Source organism: Gaetbulibacter jejuensis, assembly GCF_039524015.1.
Lineage (GTDB): Bacteria > Bacteroidota > Bacteroidia > Flavobacteriales > Flavobacteriaceae > Gaetbulibacter_B > Gaetbulibacter_B jejuensis.
Map to the genome: position 1 here is coordinate 136,626 of NZ_BAAAGF010000003.1, position 17,494 is coordinate 154,119.

Sequence of the window (17,494 nt, forward strand, 5' to 3'; positions counted from 1 at the left end):
ATTACGCGGTTAAAATTTCTAAATCGTTTAAGAAAAAACAATTGGATAGCTGGGTTGCATTAAAATCACCTTGTAGGAAATCTATTAATTGTTCGTATTGGTTGGCGTAATTCAACAGATCTTCATCTGACAAATGATGCGTTCCCATAACAGCAAAAGGCGGTAAATAGTTCATACCACACAATGTAGCAGTTTGTTCAAAAGGTCTTAAAAATTCATTGATTGTATACGTATTATAACCTTCTGTACAATACACTTCGCGAGATCCACCAGTAGTAATAACATTAAATACGGTTTTATTGTGCAATACTTTTCCATGTGGACCGTATGCCCAATTAAATTCTAGAACTAAATCTTTCCATTGCTTTAAAATGGCAGGACTACTGTACCAATACAACGGATGATGCCAAATAATAATATCGTGTTGAAGTAGTAACTCTTGTTCTCGTTGTACATCAATATGAAAGTTTGGATAATGCTCATACAAATCGTGAAACGTTACGTGCGCTTTATCTTTTAATCTATCGATAAGTGTTGCATTTACTCGAGATTTTTCAAATTTGGGATGTGCGAAAAGAATGAGTACTTTTTTCATTGGCTATTTTGGTTGACTTTTAAACTTTAGTTGCTAATTATGCTTTCTGTTAAAGTTAGTAATAATTTTATTTTGTCTTCATCATATGCATCAGGATGCGCATTATTGTAATTTCCTTTATCGCTTTCAAAATATGTGCCTGATTGGTTTTTATGACGTTCTGACATCATATTAATTTGATAGTGTTATAAAAAAAAGCCACACAGAATGTGTTTTACATTTGGTGGCTTTTTCTGCTATTAATCAATCAAACTAAACTATAATGTCTATTTTATTTTGAATTCACCATTGGAACGAATGTAAATAACCGTTTCAACATCAGTTTTTAAACGTAGTGAAGCTTTTTCTTCTGCACCAAAATAAGAACCTGGTTCCAACACGTTTACGTCATCTTTTTTAGAAAATTGATGAGTTACTTTACCCGAAATAACTACAGCTCTAAAATTCGGACTTAAGTTTTTAATTTTACCCTTGAAACCAGCTGGTAATTTTAAAAGAGTAGCACGAAGTTGATTTTTTTCATGGCTTCCCCATAAAAAAGCAGTTTCCACATTACTTTTTTCTGAAACCCATTCAATATCATTAGCATTTAACCAAACTAAATTGGTTTTATCAACGTTCACTGGTTTTTCGCCATTATCAAACGCTTCCGATGTTGGTTTCACTAAATATGGTCCTTCTTGAATATCTAAAAACGCCATATTATCTTCAGCATCTGCAGCTGTAATATGTGCTTCGCCTGCTGGTTGTTGCCAATACGAACCAGCTGGCAACCATTGTTTTTCGGCATTTTCATCATCATTATGTAACAATCCTTTTATTACCACACCACGATAGGTAATATTGTGAATATGTGGTGGTGATGAAAATCCTTTTTTAAATTTCACTAAAAAACCTGCAGGCTCGTTTTTTGTACGGTCGCCCCATAGTTTTCCTGCAGCAGGACTTTTATCGCCACGCAATGGATTTAACCAGCCCCATTCTACATTGTCTACAGTAACGACTTCGTTTTTAGATTTTGCTGAATCTGTTGTTGGTGTTTGGGCCAATAATTTAGTCGTCACCAACAACAAAACAACCATTATAAATTTTTTCATCACTATGGTTTTAATATGATCTATATTTCAGTGAAGATTTCGCTTTCCGGTAATCTAGATTTTGGTGTTTTATCTGTAGAATTAAAGTCAGATTCTGCTCTATAGCCTATAGAAACGGCAACTAAAGCTGTGAAGCCTTTTTCTCTTAAACCAAATTCTTCATCTAAAGCTTTTATATCAATACCTTCCATAGGTGTAGCATCAATTCCTAAACTCGCAACACCCAACAAAAAGCTACCTATGTTAAGGTACACTTGCTTTTCCATCCAATGATTTAAATCTTTTAAATCGTATTTATGTATGTCTGCAAATGTTTTAACAGCACCTATAAATCCGTTTTTTATGTCTTCATTTGGGAATCGTCCATTTTTATCATCTACATCTGCAATGTGCTTGTAATAGTCTTCATCTGCATCTGTTTTTGCACAAAAAAGCACTACAGCTGAAGCATTAGTTACTTTAGGTTCGTTAAAATGGAAAAAACCTTGTGTGCCTTTTGCCATACGTGCTTTTCCTTCTTCAGTTTCAGCAATAATAAAATGCCAAGGTTGTAAGTTTACACTTGAAGCGCTCATTCTTAACAAGCTTTTTACTTGATCCATATCTTCTTTAGTTATTTTTTTGGTTGGGTCAAATTCTTTAGTGGTGTATCTCCAGTTAAGTACTTCTTTTAAATTCATTTTTAATTGATTTTATTATGTTTTTAATTTTAACTATCAAAAGTATAGTGACAAAAGTATTTTCATTTTACATTCCTCGCAATAACGGTCAAAAATGATAGTAACAGATAATTAATATTTCAACCGCTTAAACCACTAATTATCAAATATTTAGTTAAATGTTAAAATTACTATAAAAAGTATAGTTGTATAATTTATGATAGTATAGTATTTTTGCACTAATAATTACTATTACTATGGAAATTGAGTATAAAAAACGCCTGATTAAGTTTAACGAAAAAGAGTACTCCTGCTCTACAAGTGTTGCTATGGAACTTATTGGAGGCAAATGGAAAAGTGTAATTCTTATTTATTTGCTCAACGGAAAGAAACGCTACAATGAGTTGTATAAACTTATATCAACAATTACTGAGCGCACATTAAGTTTACAGTTAAAACAACTTGAACAGGATGGTCTTATTGTTAGAAAGGTGTATACAAAGAAACCTCCATTGCGTGTAGAATATGAATTGACTGCCTTTGGTGAAAGTTTAAGACCTGTTTTACTTGCTATTGCTGAATGGGGAACTTATGTAATTGCTGAAAAAGGTGAAGTTATTGCTTAGGTTAGTCTTACTGTTTTACTATTATGACATTCTTTCAGACAACTCGCCTCTTTATTTAGACCGCTTTTAGAATTTTTAATAATACATGTTGCTTGTTCAACTCTTCAACAAGCTCTAAGTGATAAAACCTATTATGATAGAGCTGAAAATTATGTTATATTCAGAATTACAGAACTTTAGAATTGCTATTTTCGTATTTATAATGACTATGAATAGAAGTAATTGTTAGGTAATATTATAAAATTTTTCCTACATTTATATGCATGTAGTTTTGTATATGAAAAACACCAAAGCACATACACATTTCGCAAGCAGGTTGAAGCTTTTTGATCTGCTTTTTTTATTGCTACTTGTTGTGTCGGTTGTTATTGGTATAGTTGCAGAAATGCAAGATTTAATATATACTATGCCACTTGTTGTATTAAGCATAATAGGGAAATATATCTATGAAACTAAACGGAAGTTTAAGGTCTTATTTTTAATTGCATTATTGTGTATTCTTGTTTCTGATGTGTTGGTCTTTACTTCTTTTAAAGATTATCTTTTATGGATTTCGCTACTTAACACATTTTTTTTAATATGCTCTGCGCTAGTATTAAAGCCATATGTTAAATATGGAAAAACAAGAGCTTCGATGACTATTTCAGTATTTATAAGTATCGCTTTTGTTGTTTACATTTTATATACTGTTTTTAATTTAATTATTACTGAAGTGTATGGTATAGAGGTGTATTTTGCTGTTTTATGTGAGCTAAGTATGCTTTTATTTTTATTTCCTATTGGAAAAATTTATTTGAGTGATTACTATGACACAGGTACAATACTGTTAGCTTCAGGTATTTTCTCTTTATTTCAAGTAGCACTAAGTATTATTAATGAATTTCTTTATTTCGACTCCACGTTTACAGTATTGATTATTATTTGTCATTCATTGTCATTATACTTACTTACCAAGTTTTTAACAAACACCAAGGCGCTAAAAGACGAAGCGTTACGTGAAAACTATTTGTAGTAACAGATTTTCATTTTACCAACTTCATATTTATCAAGCAATTAACAACTTTTTTGTTAACTAATTTTTGTACACTAGGACACACAAATTATCTTCTTAAAAATATAAAATTGGGATGCCTAAAGTCTATATCCTGAGTTTGCGCGTACATATACATATAAACCAAAAACGATAAACAATTCAATTATGAAAAAAACAGCAATTATTTGTTTTAGCGCTTTAGTATTAGCTTCTTGTGTATCAAAGAAAAAATATTTAGCTCTAGAGCAAGACAATGGCGAACTAAAAAGCGAACTGACCAAAACCAAAGTAGAAAATGAAGAACTGGAAGCAAAGTTTGCAGCAATACAAGCACGTGTAGACCAGTATAACTCAAAAATAAACTCCCTTACCAAAGACAACGACTCTAAACTAGTGAATGTAGATGGCGTAGTAATGTCTGAAAACACTAAAGCGCAAATGCGCGAAACCTTAAAGAGCGTCCCTCCTGCTTACTTAATGGGTTCAAAAACTTTAAAGGACTCTATGAATGCTGCAATATCCTATAACCTTAAAAACTCGGTAGATACTATTGATGAAAGTGATGATATTGCCATTAATATAGAAGAAACTGTAGTGATGATTTCTATTTCGGACAAGATGCTATTTAAATCGGGAAGTTATAAAGTTAGCGATAAAGCTGATGCTATTTTACAACAGATTGCTGATGTGATAAACTCTGAGGAGAGCTTAGACGTTATGGTTGAAGGACATACTGATGATAAAGCAATGGTACAAAACGCATCGGTAAAAGATAATTGGGACTTGAGTGTATTGCGTGCTACATCGGTAGTAAAAAAATTACAAAACGACTTTAATATTGCACCTGAGAAGCTTATTGCTGCAGGTAGAAGTTTTTACCAGCCTATTGCTGCTAACGACACCAAAGAAAATAGAGCTAAAAACCGTAGAACACGTATTGTGATTTTACCTAATCTTGATAAGTTTTTTGCACTTATGGCTAGCAACTAATAGCTCAAACCATATTAAAACTTAACCACGTTAATTATTCCATTTAATAAAAGGACCGTTATTAGTTTAACGGTCTTTTTTGTTAGTTCTTCTTAAATGTTAGGGTTTTGTTAAAAAAACTTTTTACATTTGGTTTACTTTGATTACCAAACCCTAACGTATTTGCTTATGAAGAACATTACTTTACTCTTATTAGTTTTTGTATTATCATTTAGCACAACTCGTGCTCAAGAATCTGTTGCTAGAGAATGGAACGAGACTTTACTTAGTGCTATACGACTAGATTTTGCAAGACCTACTGTACATGCTCGTAACTTATTTCATACTTCAATAGCTATGTATGACTCTTGGGCTATTTTTGATACTACTGCTGAAACAGTATTTTTAGGAAAAGTCTTTGGTGGCTATAACTGTGCTTTTAATGGCATAACAACACCAACAGACGTTGCTGCTGCACGCCATGAAATGATGAGTTATGCTATGTACCGATTGTTAACCCATAGATTCGCCAATTCGCCTAACCCAGGAACAACACAACAATTGTTTGATGATCATTTTTCTAGTTTAGGATACGATAGCAGCTTTACTTCTACTGACTATTCAATAGGTTCTTATGCTGCACTTGGTAATTATTTAGCACAAGAACTTATAGCTTTTGGGTTGCAAGATGGTGCCAATGAGCAAGGTGGCTATGCAAATGTATATTACACACCTAGCAACACACCATTAATTATGCAGTCTGGTTATTATGATGACATGAACGATATGCAAGACCCAAACCGCTGGCAACCTTTATCGTTTGACACGTTTATAGACCAAAGTGGTAATGTGTATCCTGTAGATACACCTTCGTTTTTAAGTCCTGAATGGGGAGCAGTTACACCATTTTGCTTAAAACCAACCGATCTTGATATTTTAAACGATGGTTTTGATTGTTATGTATATAACGACCCAGGACCACCAGCTTATATTCAAAATTCTAATGAAGATGGATTTGATGACCCTTACAAATGGAACTTTTCATTAGTAGCTTCATGGTCTTCACATTTAGACCCTGACGACCCAACACTAATTGATATATCACCAGCATCTATAGGTAATATTGATTTTGCAAGCTTACCAACTACTTTTGAAGAATATAAAGTATTTTATGATTTTATGGAAGGTGGTGACCCAAGCCCAGGATATACCGTAAATCCGTCAACAGGATTACCATATACACCACAAATGGTAAAACGAGGTGATTATGGACGTATACTTGCTGAGTTTTGGGCAGATGGACCAGACTCTGAAACACCACCAGGACACTGGTTTACAATATTAAATTATGTAACTGACCATCCTGAATTAGAAAAACGTATAGGAGGTGTAGGCCCAATTGTAGATGACCTAGAATGGGATGTAAAGAGTTATTTAGCTCTTGGTGGTTCAGTACACGATTGCGCAGTAAATATTTGGGGAATTAAAGGTTATTATGACTATGTACGACCAGTATCTGCTATTCGTTATATGGCTTGGAAAGGACAAAGTAGTGATATGTCGTTACCAAGTTACGATCCACATGGCTTACCATTAATACCTGGACGCATTGAACTTATTGAAGCTGGAGATCCGCTAGCTGGTTCGGGAGATGAGAACGTAGGAAAGATTAAAATATATGCTTGGAAAGGACCTGATTATATTAGTGATCCTGAAACTGATATTGCACATGTAGATTGGATATTAGGTACACGTTGGTGGCCCTACCAAAGACCCAGTTTTGTATCTCCTCCATTTGCTGGGTATTTATCTGGTCACTCAACATTTTCAAGAGCTGCAGCAGAAACTTTGACTTTATTTACTGGTGACGCTTATTTTCCTGGAGGAATGGGAGTTTTTGATGCTGACCAAAACCAATTTTTAGTGTTCGAAGAAGGTCCGTCACAAAACATTGAGCTACAGTGGGCAACCTATAAAGATGCATCAGACCAATGTAGTTTATCTCGTATTTGGGGTGGAATTCATCCACCTATTGATGATATTAGAGGACGAATTATAGGTAATAAAATTGGCGTAGAAGCTTACAATTTAGCTACTCAGTATTTTAACGGAACACTTAACACTCAAGAACAGGAATTTGAGACTAGTAGTATTAGGCTTTATCCTGTTCCTTTCAAAGAAGAATTACACGTATCTCATAATTTTAGTGGTACTTTACAGTTGTCATTGTATAGCTTAGATGGTAAGCAAATACTAGATACTACCGTTACTAATAATGGTCCTACTTCCCTATCCTTAAACAATTTATCAACTGGTGTGTATGTAGCAAAGTTTATTGACGCCAACAACCACATTGTAGACGTTAAAAAAATTGTTAAAAACTAGATAAAACACTTTACATAAGGTACTTTTGTAGTAAAATAAAGTACCTTATGTTTTCATTGTTTAATACCTTTAGAATTGTCGCCTTTTTAGAAGGTCTTTCTTACATTTTATTACTATTTATTGCAACTCCTATAAAGTATCTTGCTGACGACCCACAGTATGTAAAACTATTGGGTATGCCTCATGGTTTATTATTTATTGCTTATATTATCCTAGCGATAATGGTAGGAAGTGAAATGAACTGGAGCAAGAAAACATCAGCAATAGTACTCGTAGCTTCAATTATACCATTTGGTACTTTTTACATTGAAAAAAAATATTTAAAGACTGCTAAGTAATGCAAGACATTCAGTGCTTTTTTTATGATCTTTTTGTAGCCTCTGGAGTTTCAGAAACTGCTGCGAAGTATTTAAACATGCTATGTTTATTGATTATATTATCAATACTACTGTTTATTGCTGATAGAATAGCACGCAGAATTATTATTCGGTTTTCTACTGCTTTTTCAGAAAGAACTAAAACCGATTTTGACAACCTTTTAGTAAGTCATCGTGCACCAAGACGCATTGCGCACCTTGTTCCGTTAGTGCTTACCATTAATTTGTTTCCTATTGTTTTTCAAGATTTTCCACATTTTGAAAAATACATCATAATGATTCTTAAGGTGTATGGTATTTTACTCACCATCTGGATTATAAGAAGTGTATTAAAAACTTTTGAATCATACTTTAAAACCTTACCACGACTAAAAGACAAGCCTATTGACAGCTACATACAAGTAGCTATGTTATTTATTTGGATTATAGGTGTAGCTTCTATTCTTGCAATATTAATCAATCTGTCGTTTATTAAGTTCTTTACCACATTAGGAGCAGCTTCAGCAGTATTGCTTTTAATTTTTAAGGATACTATTTTAGGTTTTGTAGCTAGTATACAAGTAGCCATAAACGATACTGTACGTATTGGTGACTGGATTACTATGGAAAAATATGGCGCTGATGGAGATGTGATTGAGATTAACCTATCTACTGTACAAGTGCAGAACTTTGACATGACTATTACCAACATTCCAACCTATGCACTAATCTCTGATTCGTTTAAAAACTGGAGAGGTATGCAAGCTTCAGGTGGTAGACGTATAAAGCGCTCTATACTACTAAAAGGAAAAAGCGTTAGCTATCTTACTGATGAGCAAATAGAACGTTTTAAAAAAATACAGTTGATTACCGAGTACCTAAACCAGCGTCAAAATGATATTTTAAAATCTAATGAAGAACGTGGAGCAGATAAATCGGTTCTAATTAATGGTAGAAACTTAACAAACCTAGGTGTATTTAGAAAGTATTTACAATCGTATATTGAAGGTCACTCGGCAATTAATAAAGACATGTTTATTATGGTACGCCAATTAGCGCCAACACCACAAGGTTTACCATTAGAAATCTATTGTTTTAGTAGTGATAAACGCTGGCAAAACTATGAGTATATCATGTCTGATATTTTTGACCATGCTTTAGCAGCAGTACCTTATTTTGACTTAGAACTGTTTGAGCTAACAACAGGGATTATTAACGAGTAAATGCTACTCTTCTAGCCTATCTTTTACAAACTCTACTTTGGTTTTACCATGAGGAGCAGGTTTACCGTCTTCACCAAGGTTTACCATAATGATGTTATCAACTGTTAAAATGGTTTCTCTAGTCATTTTGTTACGCACTTCGCATTTCATTGTTAAAGAAGTTCTACCAAATTTTAGGACTTCGATACCAATTTCGATAATATCACCCTGTTTTGCTGATGACATAAAATTGATTTCAGAAATGTATTTAGTTACAATTTTAGAGTTTTCTAACTGAATGATAGTATACAATGCAGCTTCTTCGTCAATCCAAGCTAGTAACTGTCCTCCAAATAAGGTTTGGTTTGGGTTTAGGTCTTCGGGTTTTACCCATTTGCGTGTGTGAAATCTCATCTATTAAAATAATGTGTTTGTACTTTGATTACCCATTTGCGGAACAACTAAATCGGTTCCTAATGTGGCGTTTAATTGTTTTATAAAATATGCTGATAATAAAGGTGATGCTTTTTCAATGTTTTGATGCACAAAAAAATCTATTTCCTTAATGCCTTGTGATTTCCATTCGTTGAGACGTTTTACCCAATCGTCCAATCGTGTGTAATCGCTTTCATGGTTGGCTCCTACATAACGTACAAAAGCTGTAGCGTTGGTTAATCGCATGTGCATAAGATCGCGACGACCAGCAGTATCGACAATTACATTTGAAATATTATTGGATTCCAATAAACCGTATAACTGATTTGCTACTACTTCGTCGTTATACCAATTGGTATGTCTAAACTCAATAGCCAAAGGGACTTCTTTAGGCCAACTTTCAACAAAATGAACTACTCGTTCAAAATCTTTTGGTGCAAAATTATTATGCATTTGTAAAAAGATAGTTCCTAACTTCTCTTTTAAGTTAGACGCATTATACAAATAGTTTTCCACAACTGCTTTAACCTCGTTTAAACGTTTCCAATGGCTAATTTCTTGATTTAGTTTTGGAAAGAATTTAAAGTTCTTAGGTGTTTTCTCATACCAAGTTTCAAACTGTTCTGCAGGAAAAATACGATAGAATGTTGCATTAAGCTCTATGGAGTTGAACTGTGTAGAATAATACGCTAGTTCATCTTTTGTGCCTCTTGGATAAAAGCCTTTAAGGTCTGCTCTATTCCACTTTGCACAACCAACATAAACGCTTGGAAAATTATCATCTTTAACTGCGTTTAACACTCTTAATGTATCTATGTGGTCATTAGGAAAGGTAAAGTCTATATCTTGAGGGTTGCTAACACTTCCAAATTTCATTTTGAACTCATTTTTTAAATGCATTCAAAGATACGCAAAAGCAGTCATACCACTTATTACAATCCATATCAAAGACTTATATTATTATCAGTAGAATCAATATTGTTAATAACGCAGTTAACAACATATTTTGAAGTGACTCTTATGCAGAGTCTTAATTTATATTTTTAATAAAACAAAAGTTCCATGTCAAACAGATCTACACAATTAGAACAGATTCGTCCTGTTATTTCTTCGGCTTTAGTACATGATAATATGAGTAGCGATGAACGCTTCCAAAACAACACTTTACGACCTGTAATAAAATTGCAAAGTGACTTGTTTATTGAAGTGTTTAAAAACTATGTTTCAAAACACAAAAATGTGTTTTACGACTTGTCGCATACTAAACAATTGGACTATATAGAGAATGCCATACATAAGGATATGAAGTTTAGAAACTCCTTAAAGGGTATGATTATAGGACAGTTTACAATTGAAGAGTACCGTATTTATATTCAAAACTCTTCAGCTTTAAACAAGCGCATGATGAACATCGTAAAAGAAGGTTTTATAAATAATATTCAACTTTTTCAGCATCCTATTGCTAAGGCTATATAATGATTAAACACGAATTACTAGACGCTTGTTTTAGCTACGTTAACAAGCGTATATCGAGTTATAAAGACGAGATAGAGACCATAAAAGAGTCTATTGAAAATAATGACAAAAGCAATGATGAGGATGACGACTCAGGTAACGGAAAGCTTTTTAACGACTTAGAAAAAAACGCTCAGTACCTTAGTGATGCTACCAAAATGCTAGACATCTTAAAACTTATTAACCCAAAAACGGTAAATGACTATGTGGTTTTAGGCAGCTTAGTGAAAACCTCAAGCACTTCTTTTTTTATTGCTGTAAGCGTTGGTAAGGTTGAACTTGCCAATGATAGCTTTTTTGTGATTTCTAAGTCTTCACCCATTGGTGAACTCTTGATGGGAAAAACCAAAGGCGATGTTATTAGCTTTAACGGAACTACATATACCATTACTGAGGTTAGTTGATATTTGAGAAAGTGAATTTGTCGCTTTTCATAACCCATTACACAAAAAAATCATAACACATTAAAAACAAACTAAATGCACAATAATCAACCAAATGAAAGTCAAAAACTAATTTTAGCCGAAAAAGGAACAAGGTTTGGACATAATATAATTGACACTATTGGATTTTATTTTATTGTTTTCTTACATGCAATGGTATTAGATGAATGGTTAGGGATTATACCAGAAGAAGGTTCAGATTGGTTTGTGTTTTATTTCTTTTTTCTATATGTGATGTATCATGCCTTATTTGAACATTTTTTCGGAAAAACACCTGGTAAATTTTTAACGAAAACTAAAGTTGTAAAAAATGACGGAAACAAGCCTTCATTTATGAATATTCTTGGACGAAATACAGCTAGACTTATTCCTTTTGATCCATTGTCATTTTTGTTTTCAGATAGAGGTTGGCACGATCAAATATCTAACACTTATGTTATAGTAGATAAAAAGAAAGAATAGAATAACATCTTATAACAACTAGTTTAAACCTAAGATGAATTAAATCTTATTTGTTATCTTTCACAAAACGAGTCGTACACAAAATCTATTTTCTAACATTTTAAAATTAAATGAAAAGAATAATTTTATTATTTTTCTTAGTAGTATTACTCTCTTGTGGAGTTCAAAAAAACACTGTTGCTCCAAAGAATTCTGTTAGTTTTTTCCCTGAATTAAATCAAATAAGAAATTCAGAAATAGGTGTTACCCTTACTTCAAAAGAAATTGGCTTCATGTATGATGCAATAGAAATCACAAAAGCATTTGAAATCAAGTATGATAATTTATTAGAGAATATTGAGGAAGGTCAGATTTTTATTAATGAATACTCTACAAAAAATTATAATCTATACAGTAATCATTATAATTTGAATTATGGTATAGCAATAGCAAAAGAAGGCAATAGCACTTTAATTTTTACAATCAACAACAGTGATGGAATTTACCAAACTAGTTTTAGTCAATCTGGAATTAACTTCATAGAACCTAATGACGAAATAGAGTTTAATTACACCAAAGTAAAAGCAAAAAAGAAAGATTACTTCAAACAGGAGTTTATTTATAACGGTCGTATAGCTAATTCCCTTAAATTTATTTATCGAGAATATATAAATGATTATGCTAGACCTGCTTTCAGTCAAGATATACAGTATGATTTATCTGAAAGCAATATTATTGGATTTCAAGGATTGCGGATTAAAATTATAAATGCGTCAAACACAAATATTGAATACATGGTTTTAGATCATTTTGCGAAATAAAACGCAGTACAACAATGTACAACCACAATACTGTTGAACTCTTCTAAACCTTTAGGTTTACAATTATTTTTAAATTATAGACTCTCCATTTATGTTTGTTGTTAACACATCGCTCATATAATCAAAATAAGGTCTTATGGCTTTAAAAGCTATATTGACTTCGTCTATAAAATTATTGCTTAACACATCTTTATCAGTATAATTTTTGGTGAAGATGTATTGCTTTTTTCGTATTAAGTCTATTGCAGGATGTTCTTTATCAAAGCCTTTAGGCGCAGTTTTAAGTTCGTCGCCAACAAAATCTCCCCAGACTGCTTTAAATGACTTGTTGTTTATGATTTCGCGAATTTCGGTATCGTCAGCCTCAAATTCTTTTCTAATGCGCAATAAGTCTTCTTTGTTAGGTTCCCAAAACCCTGTAGCAATAAACGATTGGTTGTTTGGTGCAATATGCAAATAATAACCACCACGTAGCTCAGGCTTTTTTCTATGGAATGATCCACCAAAATGCGTTTTGTAAGGAGTTTTGTTTTTTGAAAAACGCACATCGCGATAAATGCGAAACAGTTTAAGACGGTCAATTTCATCATGGGTTTTTAAAGCTTCAAACAATTCGTTGTACACCTTTTTGGTATTGGCTTCAATGGTTTTGAATTCTTTTTTATGGTCGTTAAACCAGTCTCTATTATTGTTTTGCTCTAATCTGTTTAAAAAATCGAAAGTGTCTTTGGAAATCGAACTCATTGGTGTTGCTTAAATTTTTATTTAAAAGTACAAAAAAAGTCCTGCATAACGCAGGACTTTAATTGAACTGATCATAAGAGAATTCAATTTAGTTATTAATTATCATCAGTTACTTCGTCAACAGCATCCTCTACCTCGTCTCCTACATCCTCAATGGCTTCTTCAACGGTTTCGTCTGCTGATTTCTTTTCTCTACAGCTTGTAAATACTGTAGATAATGCGAACATTAATGTTAATGCTAAAACTATTTTTTTCATGATTTGGTTTTTAATGGTTATTAATTGTTTTATTGTTTTGGTACTGATTAGCTTTTCTTCATAAGCCCTCTAAGTAGTGATACTACAAAGAGTATTAAAAAGATAAAGAAACATATTTTAGCTATTCCAGCTGATGCACCTGCTATTCCGCCAAATCCTAAGAATCCAGCGATAAGAGCAATAATAATAAAGGCAATTGTCCAACGTAACATAATTTTATTGTTTTATGATTACACTAAAAGCTTTGTGAATACAAAAAGCTACTCTAACGTTTAGAGATTTTAAATACGTAAAATAAAGCTTAAAAGGGGAAAATACTTGAATAAATAATTACTGTTAGCTAAGCGGATAATACCAACAGCATTTACCTCTAAATTACAAACAGTGAGCGAATTACCATAGTTTTTAACATATGTTAACTGAATAGAGACACATTTAACACAAATTATGTTAAAGCCAACGTTTTCTTCTAAAATAAATTAACATTAAAATAAACAGAACAATCATAACAGCCCACACAACATAGTAACCATATTTGTAATGCAGTTCTGGCATATTATTGAAATTCATACCATATACACCAGCTATAAAGGTTAACGGAATAAAGATAGTAGCAATAATGGTAAGCACTTTCATAACTTCGTTCATCTTATTACTAATAAGCGTCATGTACATATCCATAATGCTCCATATCATTTCGCGATACAAATCAATGGTTTCACTCACCTGAATGGTATGGTCATACAAATCTCTAAGGTAGCTTCGGGTTTTAATGTCTATGATTTTACATTCCGATTTTTCTAAACGGTTAATGATTTCCCTAAACGGAAATATAGACCGTCTAATTTTTAGAATTTCTCGTTTTAACCCTTGTATTTGACTTGGTGTACTTCCATTTGATTCCGAAGCAAAAACATCTGTCTCCAAATCCTCTATCCTATCTCCAAAATCTTCAATAACTGACATATAGTTATCCACAACAGCATCTAAAATTGCATACATTAAATAATCGGAACCTTGAGACCTAATACGACCTTTAGCGTTAGAGATACGCTCTCGCAATTCATCAAAAACATCACCATCGGCTTCTTGAAACGTAAGTACGTAGCTTTCACCAACTACCATACTCACCTGTTCATAGTTTAACACACCATCATCTTTAAAATAAAGCATTTTAAAAACGATAAATAAGTAATCTTCAAACTCATCAATTTTAGGACGATGTGTAGTATCAACTACATCTTCGAGTGTTAGTGGATGTAAGTGATAATGCAAACCAAGTTTTTCAATGTTTTTAGTTGCGTTTAACCCATTTACATTAATCCAAGTTACCTGATTGGTCTCTTTAAAATTAAAGGCATCCTCAACATTTTTAGAATCTAACTTTGTGTAAGAATCTACACTGTAATTGATAATTTCAACAGTAGTAACATCAGAAAACTTTTTCCCCTTGTAGGAAATAGTTCCTGGTGGAAGGTTGGATGCTTTGTTGGGTTTTCTACGTTTTTTGATTTTCATCATTAAAATAACTTGGAGACTAAAAGTATAAAACTTAGAGCAATTGAACACATCAATTTAAGAATAACTAATAACAATTGAAATTTGACTGTAAAAAAGTTAAAACCAGCTATATTTGAATAATTGGAATTCGACTTGCATTTTGGATAAATTTTTATTATTATGCAAATTAAATCCTTCAAATAGAATATATGGGAAGACCAGCGACAAAACCTAAGAAACTCAAAGATGGTTTTTATTTAGAAATTAGAAACAAAGGGTCAAAAACAGGAATTAAACTTTACAGAGACACTAAGGCTCAAATGCTTAGAACAATTAAGGAGTATGAACAAGCCAAAGAAGTTATTATTTTAGGAGAATCTAAAAACGGAAAATGGGTTAACAAAGAACCTGTTTTACACGTTATGGAAGATTAACTTCTTATACTTTTTTATTCATTTCGCAATTATTTAGATATACTTTTAGATTATTTTCATAAATTGTTTTAAAATTTTACTAACTAAATAAAATAATTTATGAATCATTCAACTAGAACAAAACCACCAATTTGGTTTTGGATTATTAGTGTTATTGCATTAATATGGAATTTAATGGGTGTTATGGCCTACTTAGGTCAAGCCTATATGTCTGATGCTGATTTAAGCGCTTTACCTGAAGCCGAACAAGCTCTTTATACCAATGTACCTGCTTGGGCAACTGCTGCATTTGCTATTGGTGTTTTTGGAGGTGCGTTAGGATGCTTACTTTTACTTTTAAGAAAAAAATGGGCTAAAAGCCTATTTATTATTTCATTAATAGGTGTGTTGATACAGACTTCTTACAATATTTTTGTAAGCGATGCTTTAGACGTTTATGGTACTAAAGGATTAATTATGCCTATAATTATATTGATTATTGCGCTATATCTTATTATGTTTTCTAACAAGTCTATAGCTAAAGGTTGGATTTCGTAATGAAAATAGTATTACACAAGATTTTGAAATACTCATCATCGTATTGAATGAAAAAATGGATTTTAACATTAGTCGTAATAATCCTATTTGGAATTGCTGGAATCGGAATTAAAATTAACTCCGATTTTGACAAAGTTTCAAAAGCTTTTCATTCAGAACACTCTCTAAAAGAGTCTAGTTTTATTTTAATTTCCGAATCTACTTCTCCAAATCTAAAATATAGATATTACGAATATCAATTTGACAATGGTGGATTTGGACATTCAAGAGTTTTTTGGTCAGTTGTTGATAATAATGAAGACAAGGAACAAGACCTCATAAAAGGTTTAATTCCAGATGGATATAAAATCAAAGGTTGGACAAATAACGATAAACTGATTATAGAAAAGTGGGAACCATATTACAAAATCGAAAAAACAGAATTGAAAAGCGGGACAGAAATAAATGGTGTAATAATTACTCTAACTGAATAATAAAAGTACTTAAAACAATTTATAACCGCTAAACTATTCCAATCCACATAAGAATAAAAAAGCATCTTATTTATAAGGTGCTTTTTTATTTAAACAACATCTTGTTAAGAATTAAACCGGAAGCAGGTGCAATGTAGTCAATTGCTATATCACTATCTTCTTGCAAACTCGCAGTGATATCATCTAAGGTTATTTCGCCTTTTCCTAGTTTTATCAAAGCTCCCATCATTAACCTTATTTGATTTCTGCCAAAACCTTCTCCTCTAACTCTTAGCATGTATGTGTTTTTTGGAAAGAAACTTGCTGTGTATTCTTTGTTTTCTATAAGCTCACAGCTTTCAATGGTCCTAGTGTATAATCCATTTCCTGTTGCTTTATAGCAATAACTTTTAAAATTGTGCTCGCCTTGAAAAAGTTTAGCGCCTTTAATCATTACATCTATATCCAGTTCATCTAAAATAGTTGTGAGTATTGGTGCACAAAACGGATGGCATTTTTCGCCATGGGCAAACAAGTAAATGTACTCTTTAACTTTTGGGTGTTGAATGATATTAAACTCTTTATCGACTTCTTCAATTGATAAGGCTCTAACATCTTGTGGCAAGTTGTAGTTAAACCATTTTAAAAAATAGTCTTTATCGTCAATTTCATGCTTTAAAAATAGCTCTATAGCTGTTTCATTTGCTGACACCATTGCATCAGTTCTACCTGCAACTAAGGTTTTAAAATATTTGCCTTCAAGTATGTAATTAAATGTACGATCCACCATAAGGTGAAGGGTTTTTAAGTTGGGTTGTTTTTGCCAACCATGAAACCTATAGCCTAAATATTGAATTTTTATGAGGTAGTAATAGCGCTTATCAAACATAATGGCAAGAACGTTATTTTATTGAACAATCCAAAGTCTAATATTTATAAAAAAAGACCATCAAGCACGAAGCTTGACAGCCTTTTAAAAAATTACTAACTAAT

At 32.4% G+C, this 17,494-nt stretch carries 24 protein-coding genes; 13 read left to right on the forward strand and 11 right to left on the reverse strand.

Annotated features, from left to right (window positions below; all coding sequences use genetic code 11):
• Position 1: 1 nt before the first annotated feature.
• The 4 genes from ABD011_RS10220 to nfsB form a co-directional block, all read right to left on the reverse strand.
• Entirely contained in the window at positions 2–595 is a 594-nt protein-coding gene (locus tag ABD011_RS10220; RefSeq protein WP_343798013.1) for an NAD(P)H-dependent oxidoreductase, read from the reverse strand.
• A 26-nt stretch (positions 596–621) separates the two neighbouring features.
• A complete protein-coding gene (locus ABD011_RS10225; RefSeq protein ID WP_343798015.1) occupies positions 622–765 on the reverse strand; it encodes a hypothetical protein in 144 nt (47 codons plus the stop codon).
• Between the two features lie 96 nt (positions 766–861).
• Positions 862–1,692, reverse strand: coding sequence for a DUF4437 domain-containing protein (locus ABD011_RS10230; RefSeq protein WP_343798017.1), 831 nt, complete (start codon positions 1,690–1,692; stop codon positions 862–864).
• A 20-nt stretch (positions 1,693–1,712) separates the two neighbouring features.
• Complete coding sequence (nfsB, locus tag ABD011_RS10235) at positions 1,713–2,372, reverse strand: oxygen-insensitive NAD(P)H nitroreductase (protein WP_343798019.1); 660 nt, start codon at positions 2,370–2,372, stop codon at positions 1,713–1,715.
• Positions 2,373–2,608: 236 nt separating this feature from the next.
• On the opposite strand from nfsB, the gene ABD011_RS10240 reads away from it, so the two are divergent.
• From ABD011_RS10240 to ABD011_RS10265, 6 genes are all read left to right on the forward strand, one after another.
• Positions 2,609–2,977 carry a winged helix-turn-helix transcriptional regulator gene (locus tag ABD011_RS10240; RefSeq protein ID WP_343798021.1) on the forward strand — a complete coding sequence of 123 codons (369 nt, stop codon included), beginning with the start codon at positions 2,609–2,611 and terminating at the stop codon, positions 2,975–2,977.
• A gap of 277 nt (positions 2,978–3,254) precedes the next feature.
• Positions 3,255–3,989, forward strand: coding sequence for a hypothetical protein (locus ABD011_RS10245; RefSeq protein WP_343798023.1), 735 nt, complete (start codon positions 3,255–3,257; stop codon positions 3,987–3,989).
• A 186-nt stretch (positions 3,990–4,175) separates the two neighbouring features.
• Entirely contained in the window at positions 4,176–5,000 is an 825-nt protein-coding gene (locus tag ABD011_RS10250; protein WP_129760067.1) for an OmpA/MotB family protein, read from the forward strand.
• Between the two features lie 168 nt (positions 5,001–5,168).
• Entirely contained in the window at positions 5,169–7,364 is a 2,196-nt protein-coding gene (locus tag ABD011_RS10255; protein ID WP_343798026.1) for a DUF6851 domain-containing protein, read from the forward strand.
• A 47-nt stretch (positions 7,365–7,411) separates the two neighbouring features.
• The gene (locus ABD011_RS10260) at positions 7,412–7,702 is read left to right on the forward strand and encodes a DUF3817 domain-containing protein (RefSeq protein ID WP_262732818.1); all 291 of its coding nucleotides are present in this window, start codon (positions 7,412–7,414) and stop codon (positions 7,700–7,702) included.
• On the forward strand, positions 7,702–8,943 hold the full coding sequence (locus ABD011_RS10265; RefSeq protein WP_134198973.1) for a mechanosensitive ion channel family protein: 1,242 nt from the start codon (positions 7,702–7,704) through the stop codon (positions 8,941–8,943). The genes ABD011_RS10260 and ABD011_RS10265 overlap by 1 nt, the downstream gene beginning before the upstream one ends.
• 3 nt (positions 8,944–8,946) lie before the next feature.
• On the opposite strand, the gene ABD011_RS10270 is transcribed toward ABD011_RS10265, so the two are convergent.
• Positions 8,947–9,336, reverse strand: a complete 390-nt coding sequence (locus ABD011_RS10270) for an acyl-CoA thioesterase (RefSeq protein WP_131506709.1) — start codon at positions 9,334–9,336, stop codon at positions 8,947–8,949.
• A gap of 3 nt (positions 9,337–9,339) precedes the next feature.
• Positions 9,340–10,233, reverse strand: a complete 894-nt coding sequence (locus ABD011_RS10275) for a DUF72 domain-containing protein (RefSeq protein WP_343798031.1) — start codon at positions 10,231–10,233, stop codon at positions 9,340–9,342.
• 186 nt (positions 10,234–10,419) lie between these two features.
• On the opposite strand from ABD011_RS10275, the gene ABD011_RS10280 reads away from it, so the two are divergent.
• The 4 genes from ABD011_RS10280 (at position 10,420) to ABD011_RS10295 (ending at position 12,577) form a co-directional block, all read left to right on the forward strand.
• The gene (locus tag ABD011_RS10280; protein WP_131506711.1) at positions 10,420–10,833 is read left to right on the forward strand and encodes a glyoxalase; all 414 of its coding nucleotides are present in this window, start codon (positions 10,420–10,422) and stop codon (positions 10,831–10,833) included.
• Positions 10,833–11,276 carry a transcription elongation factor gene (locus tag ABD011_RS10285; RefSeq protein ID WP_343798033.1) on the forward strand — a complete coding sequence of 148 codons (444 nt, stop codon included), beginning with the start codon at positions 10,833–10,835 and terminating at the stop codon, positions 11,274–11,276. The genes ABD011_RS10280 and ABD011_RS10285 overlap by 1 nt, the downstream gene beginning before the upstream one ends.
• 75 nt (positions 11,277–11,351) lie before the next feature.
• Positions 11,352–11,777: an RDD family protein gene (locus tag ABD011_RS10290; protein WP_343798035.1), complete on the forward strand. Its 426-nt coding sequence runs from the start codon at positions 11,352–11,354 to the stop codon at positions 11,775–11,777.
• 110 nt (positions 11,778–11,887) lie between these two features.
• Positions 11,888–12,577, forward strand: coding sequence for a hypothetical protein (locus ABD011_RS10295; protein WP_343798037.1), 690 nt, complete (start codon positions 11,888–11,890; stop codon positions 12,575–12,577).
• Between the two features lie 69 nt (positions 12,578–12,646).
• Here the strand turns inward: ABD011_RS10295 and ABD011_RS10300 are convergent, their stop codons facing one another.
• The 4 genes from ABD011_RS10300 to corA all read right to left on the reverse strand — a co-directional run bounded on the left by ABD011_RS10300 (position 12,647) and on the right by corA (position 15,099).
• The gene (locus ABD011_RS10300) at positions 12,647–13,321 is read right to left on the reverse strand and encodes a DUF2461 domain-containing protein (protein WP_343798040.1); all 675 of its coding nucleotides are present in this window, start codon (positions 13,319–13,321) and stop codon (positions 12,647–12,649) included.
• A gap of 95 nt (positions 13,322–13,416) precedes the next feature.
• On the reverse strand, positions 13,417–13,578 hold the full coding sequence (locus tag ABD011_RS10305) for a hypothetical protein (protein ID WP_165353676.1): 162 nt from the start codon (positions 13,576–13,578) through the stop codon (positions 13,417–13,419).
• A gap of 47 nt (positions 13,579–13,625) precedes the next feature.
• Positions 13,626–13,790, reverse strand: a complete 165-nt coding sequence (locus tag ABD011_RS10310) for a DUF1328 domain-containing protein (RefSeq protein WP_131506716.1) — start codon at positions 13,788–13,790, stop codon at positions 13,626–13,628.
• Positions 13,791–14,028: 238 nt separating this feature from the next.
• A complete protein-coding gene (gene corA / locus ABD011_RS10315; protein WP_343798042.1) occupies positions 14,029–15,099 on the reverse strand; it encodes a magnesium/cobalt transporter CorA in 1,071 nt (356 codons plus the stop codon).
• A 188-nt stretch (positions 15,100–15,287) separates the two neighbouring features.
• On the opposite strand from corA, the gene ABD011_RS10320 reads away from it, so the two are divergent.
• The 3 genes from ABD011_RS10320 (at position 15,288) to ABD011_RS10330 (ending at position 16,522) form a co-directional block, all read left to right on the forward strand.
• Positions 15,288–15,512 carry a hypothetical protein gene (locus ABD011_RS10320; protein WP_129760079.1) on the forward strand — a complete coding sequence of 75 codons (225 nt, stop codon included), beginning with the start codon at positions 15,288–15,290 and terminating at the stop codon, positions 15,510–15,512.
• A gap of 99 nt (positions 15,513–15,611) precedes the next feature.
• Positions 15,612–16,049: a hypothetical protein gene (locus tag ABD011_RS10325; protein ID WP_343798044.1), complete on the forward strand. Its 438-nt coding sequence runs from the start codon at positions 15,612–15,614 to the stop codon at positions 16,047–16,049.
• Positions 16,050–16,096: 47 nt separating this feature from the next.
• Entirely contained in the window at positions 16,097–16,522 is a 426-nt protein-coding gene (locus ABD011_RS10330; protein ID WP_343798046.1) for a hypothetical protein, read from the forward strand.
• 85 nt (positions 16,523–16,607) lie between these two features.
• Here ABD011_RS10330 and ABD011_RS10335 read toward each other — a convergent pair whose 3' ends face one another.
• Positions 16,608–17,390: a tRNA pseudouridine synthase A gene (locus ABD011_RS10335; protein ID WP_343798048.1), complete on the reverse strand. Its 783-nt coding sequence runs from the start codon at positions 17,388–17,390 to the stop codon at positions 16,608–16,610.
• Positions 17,391–17,494: the final 104 nt, after the last annotated feature.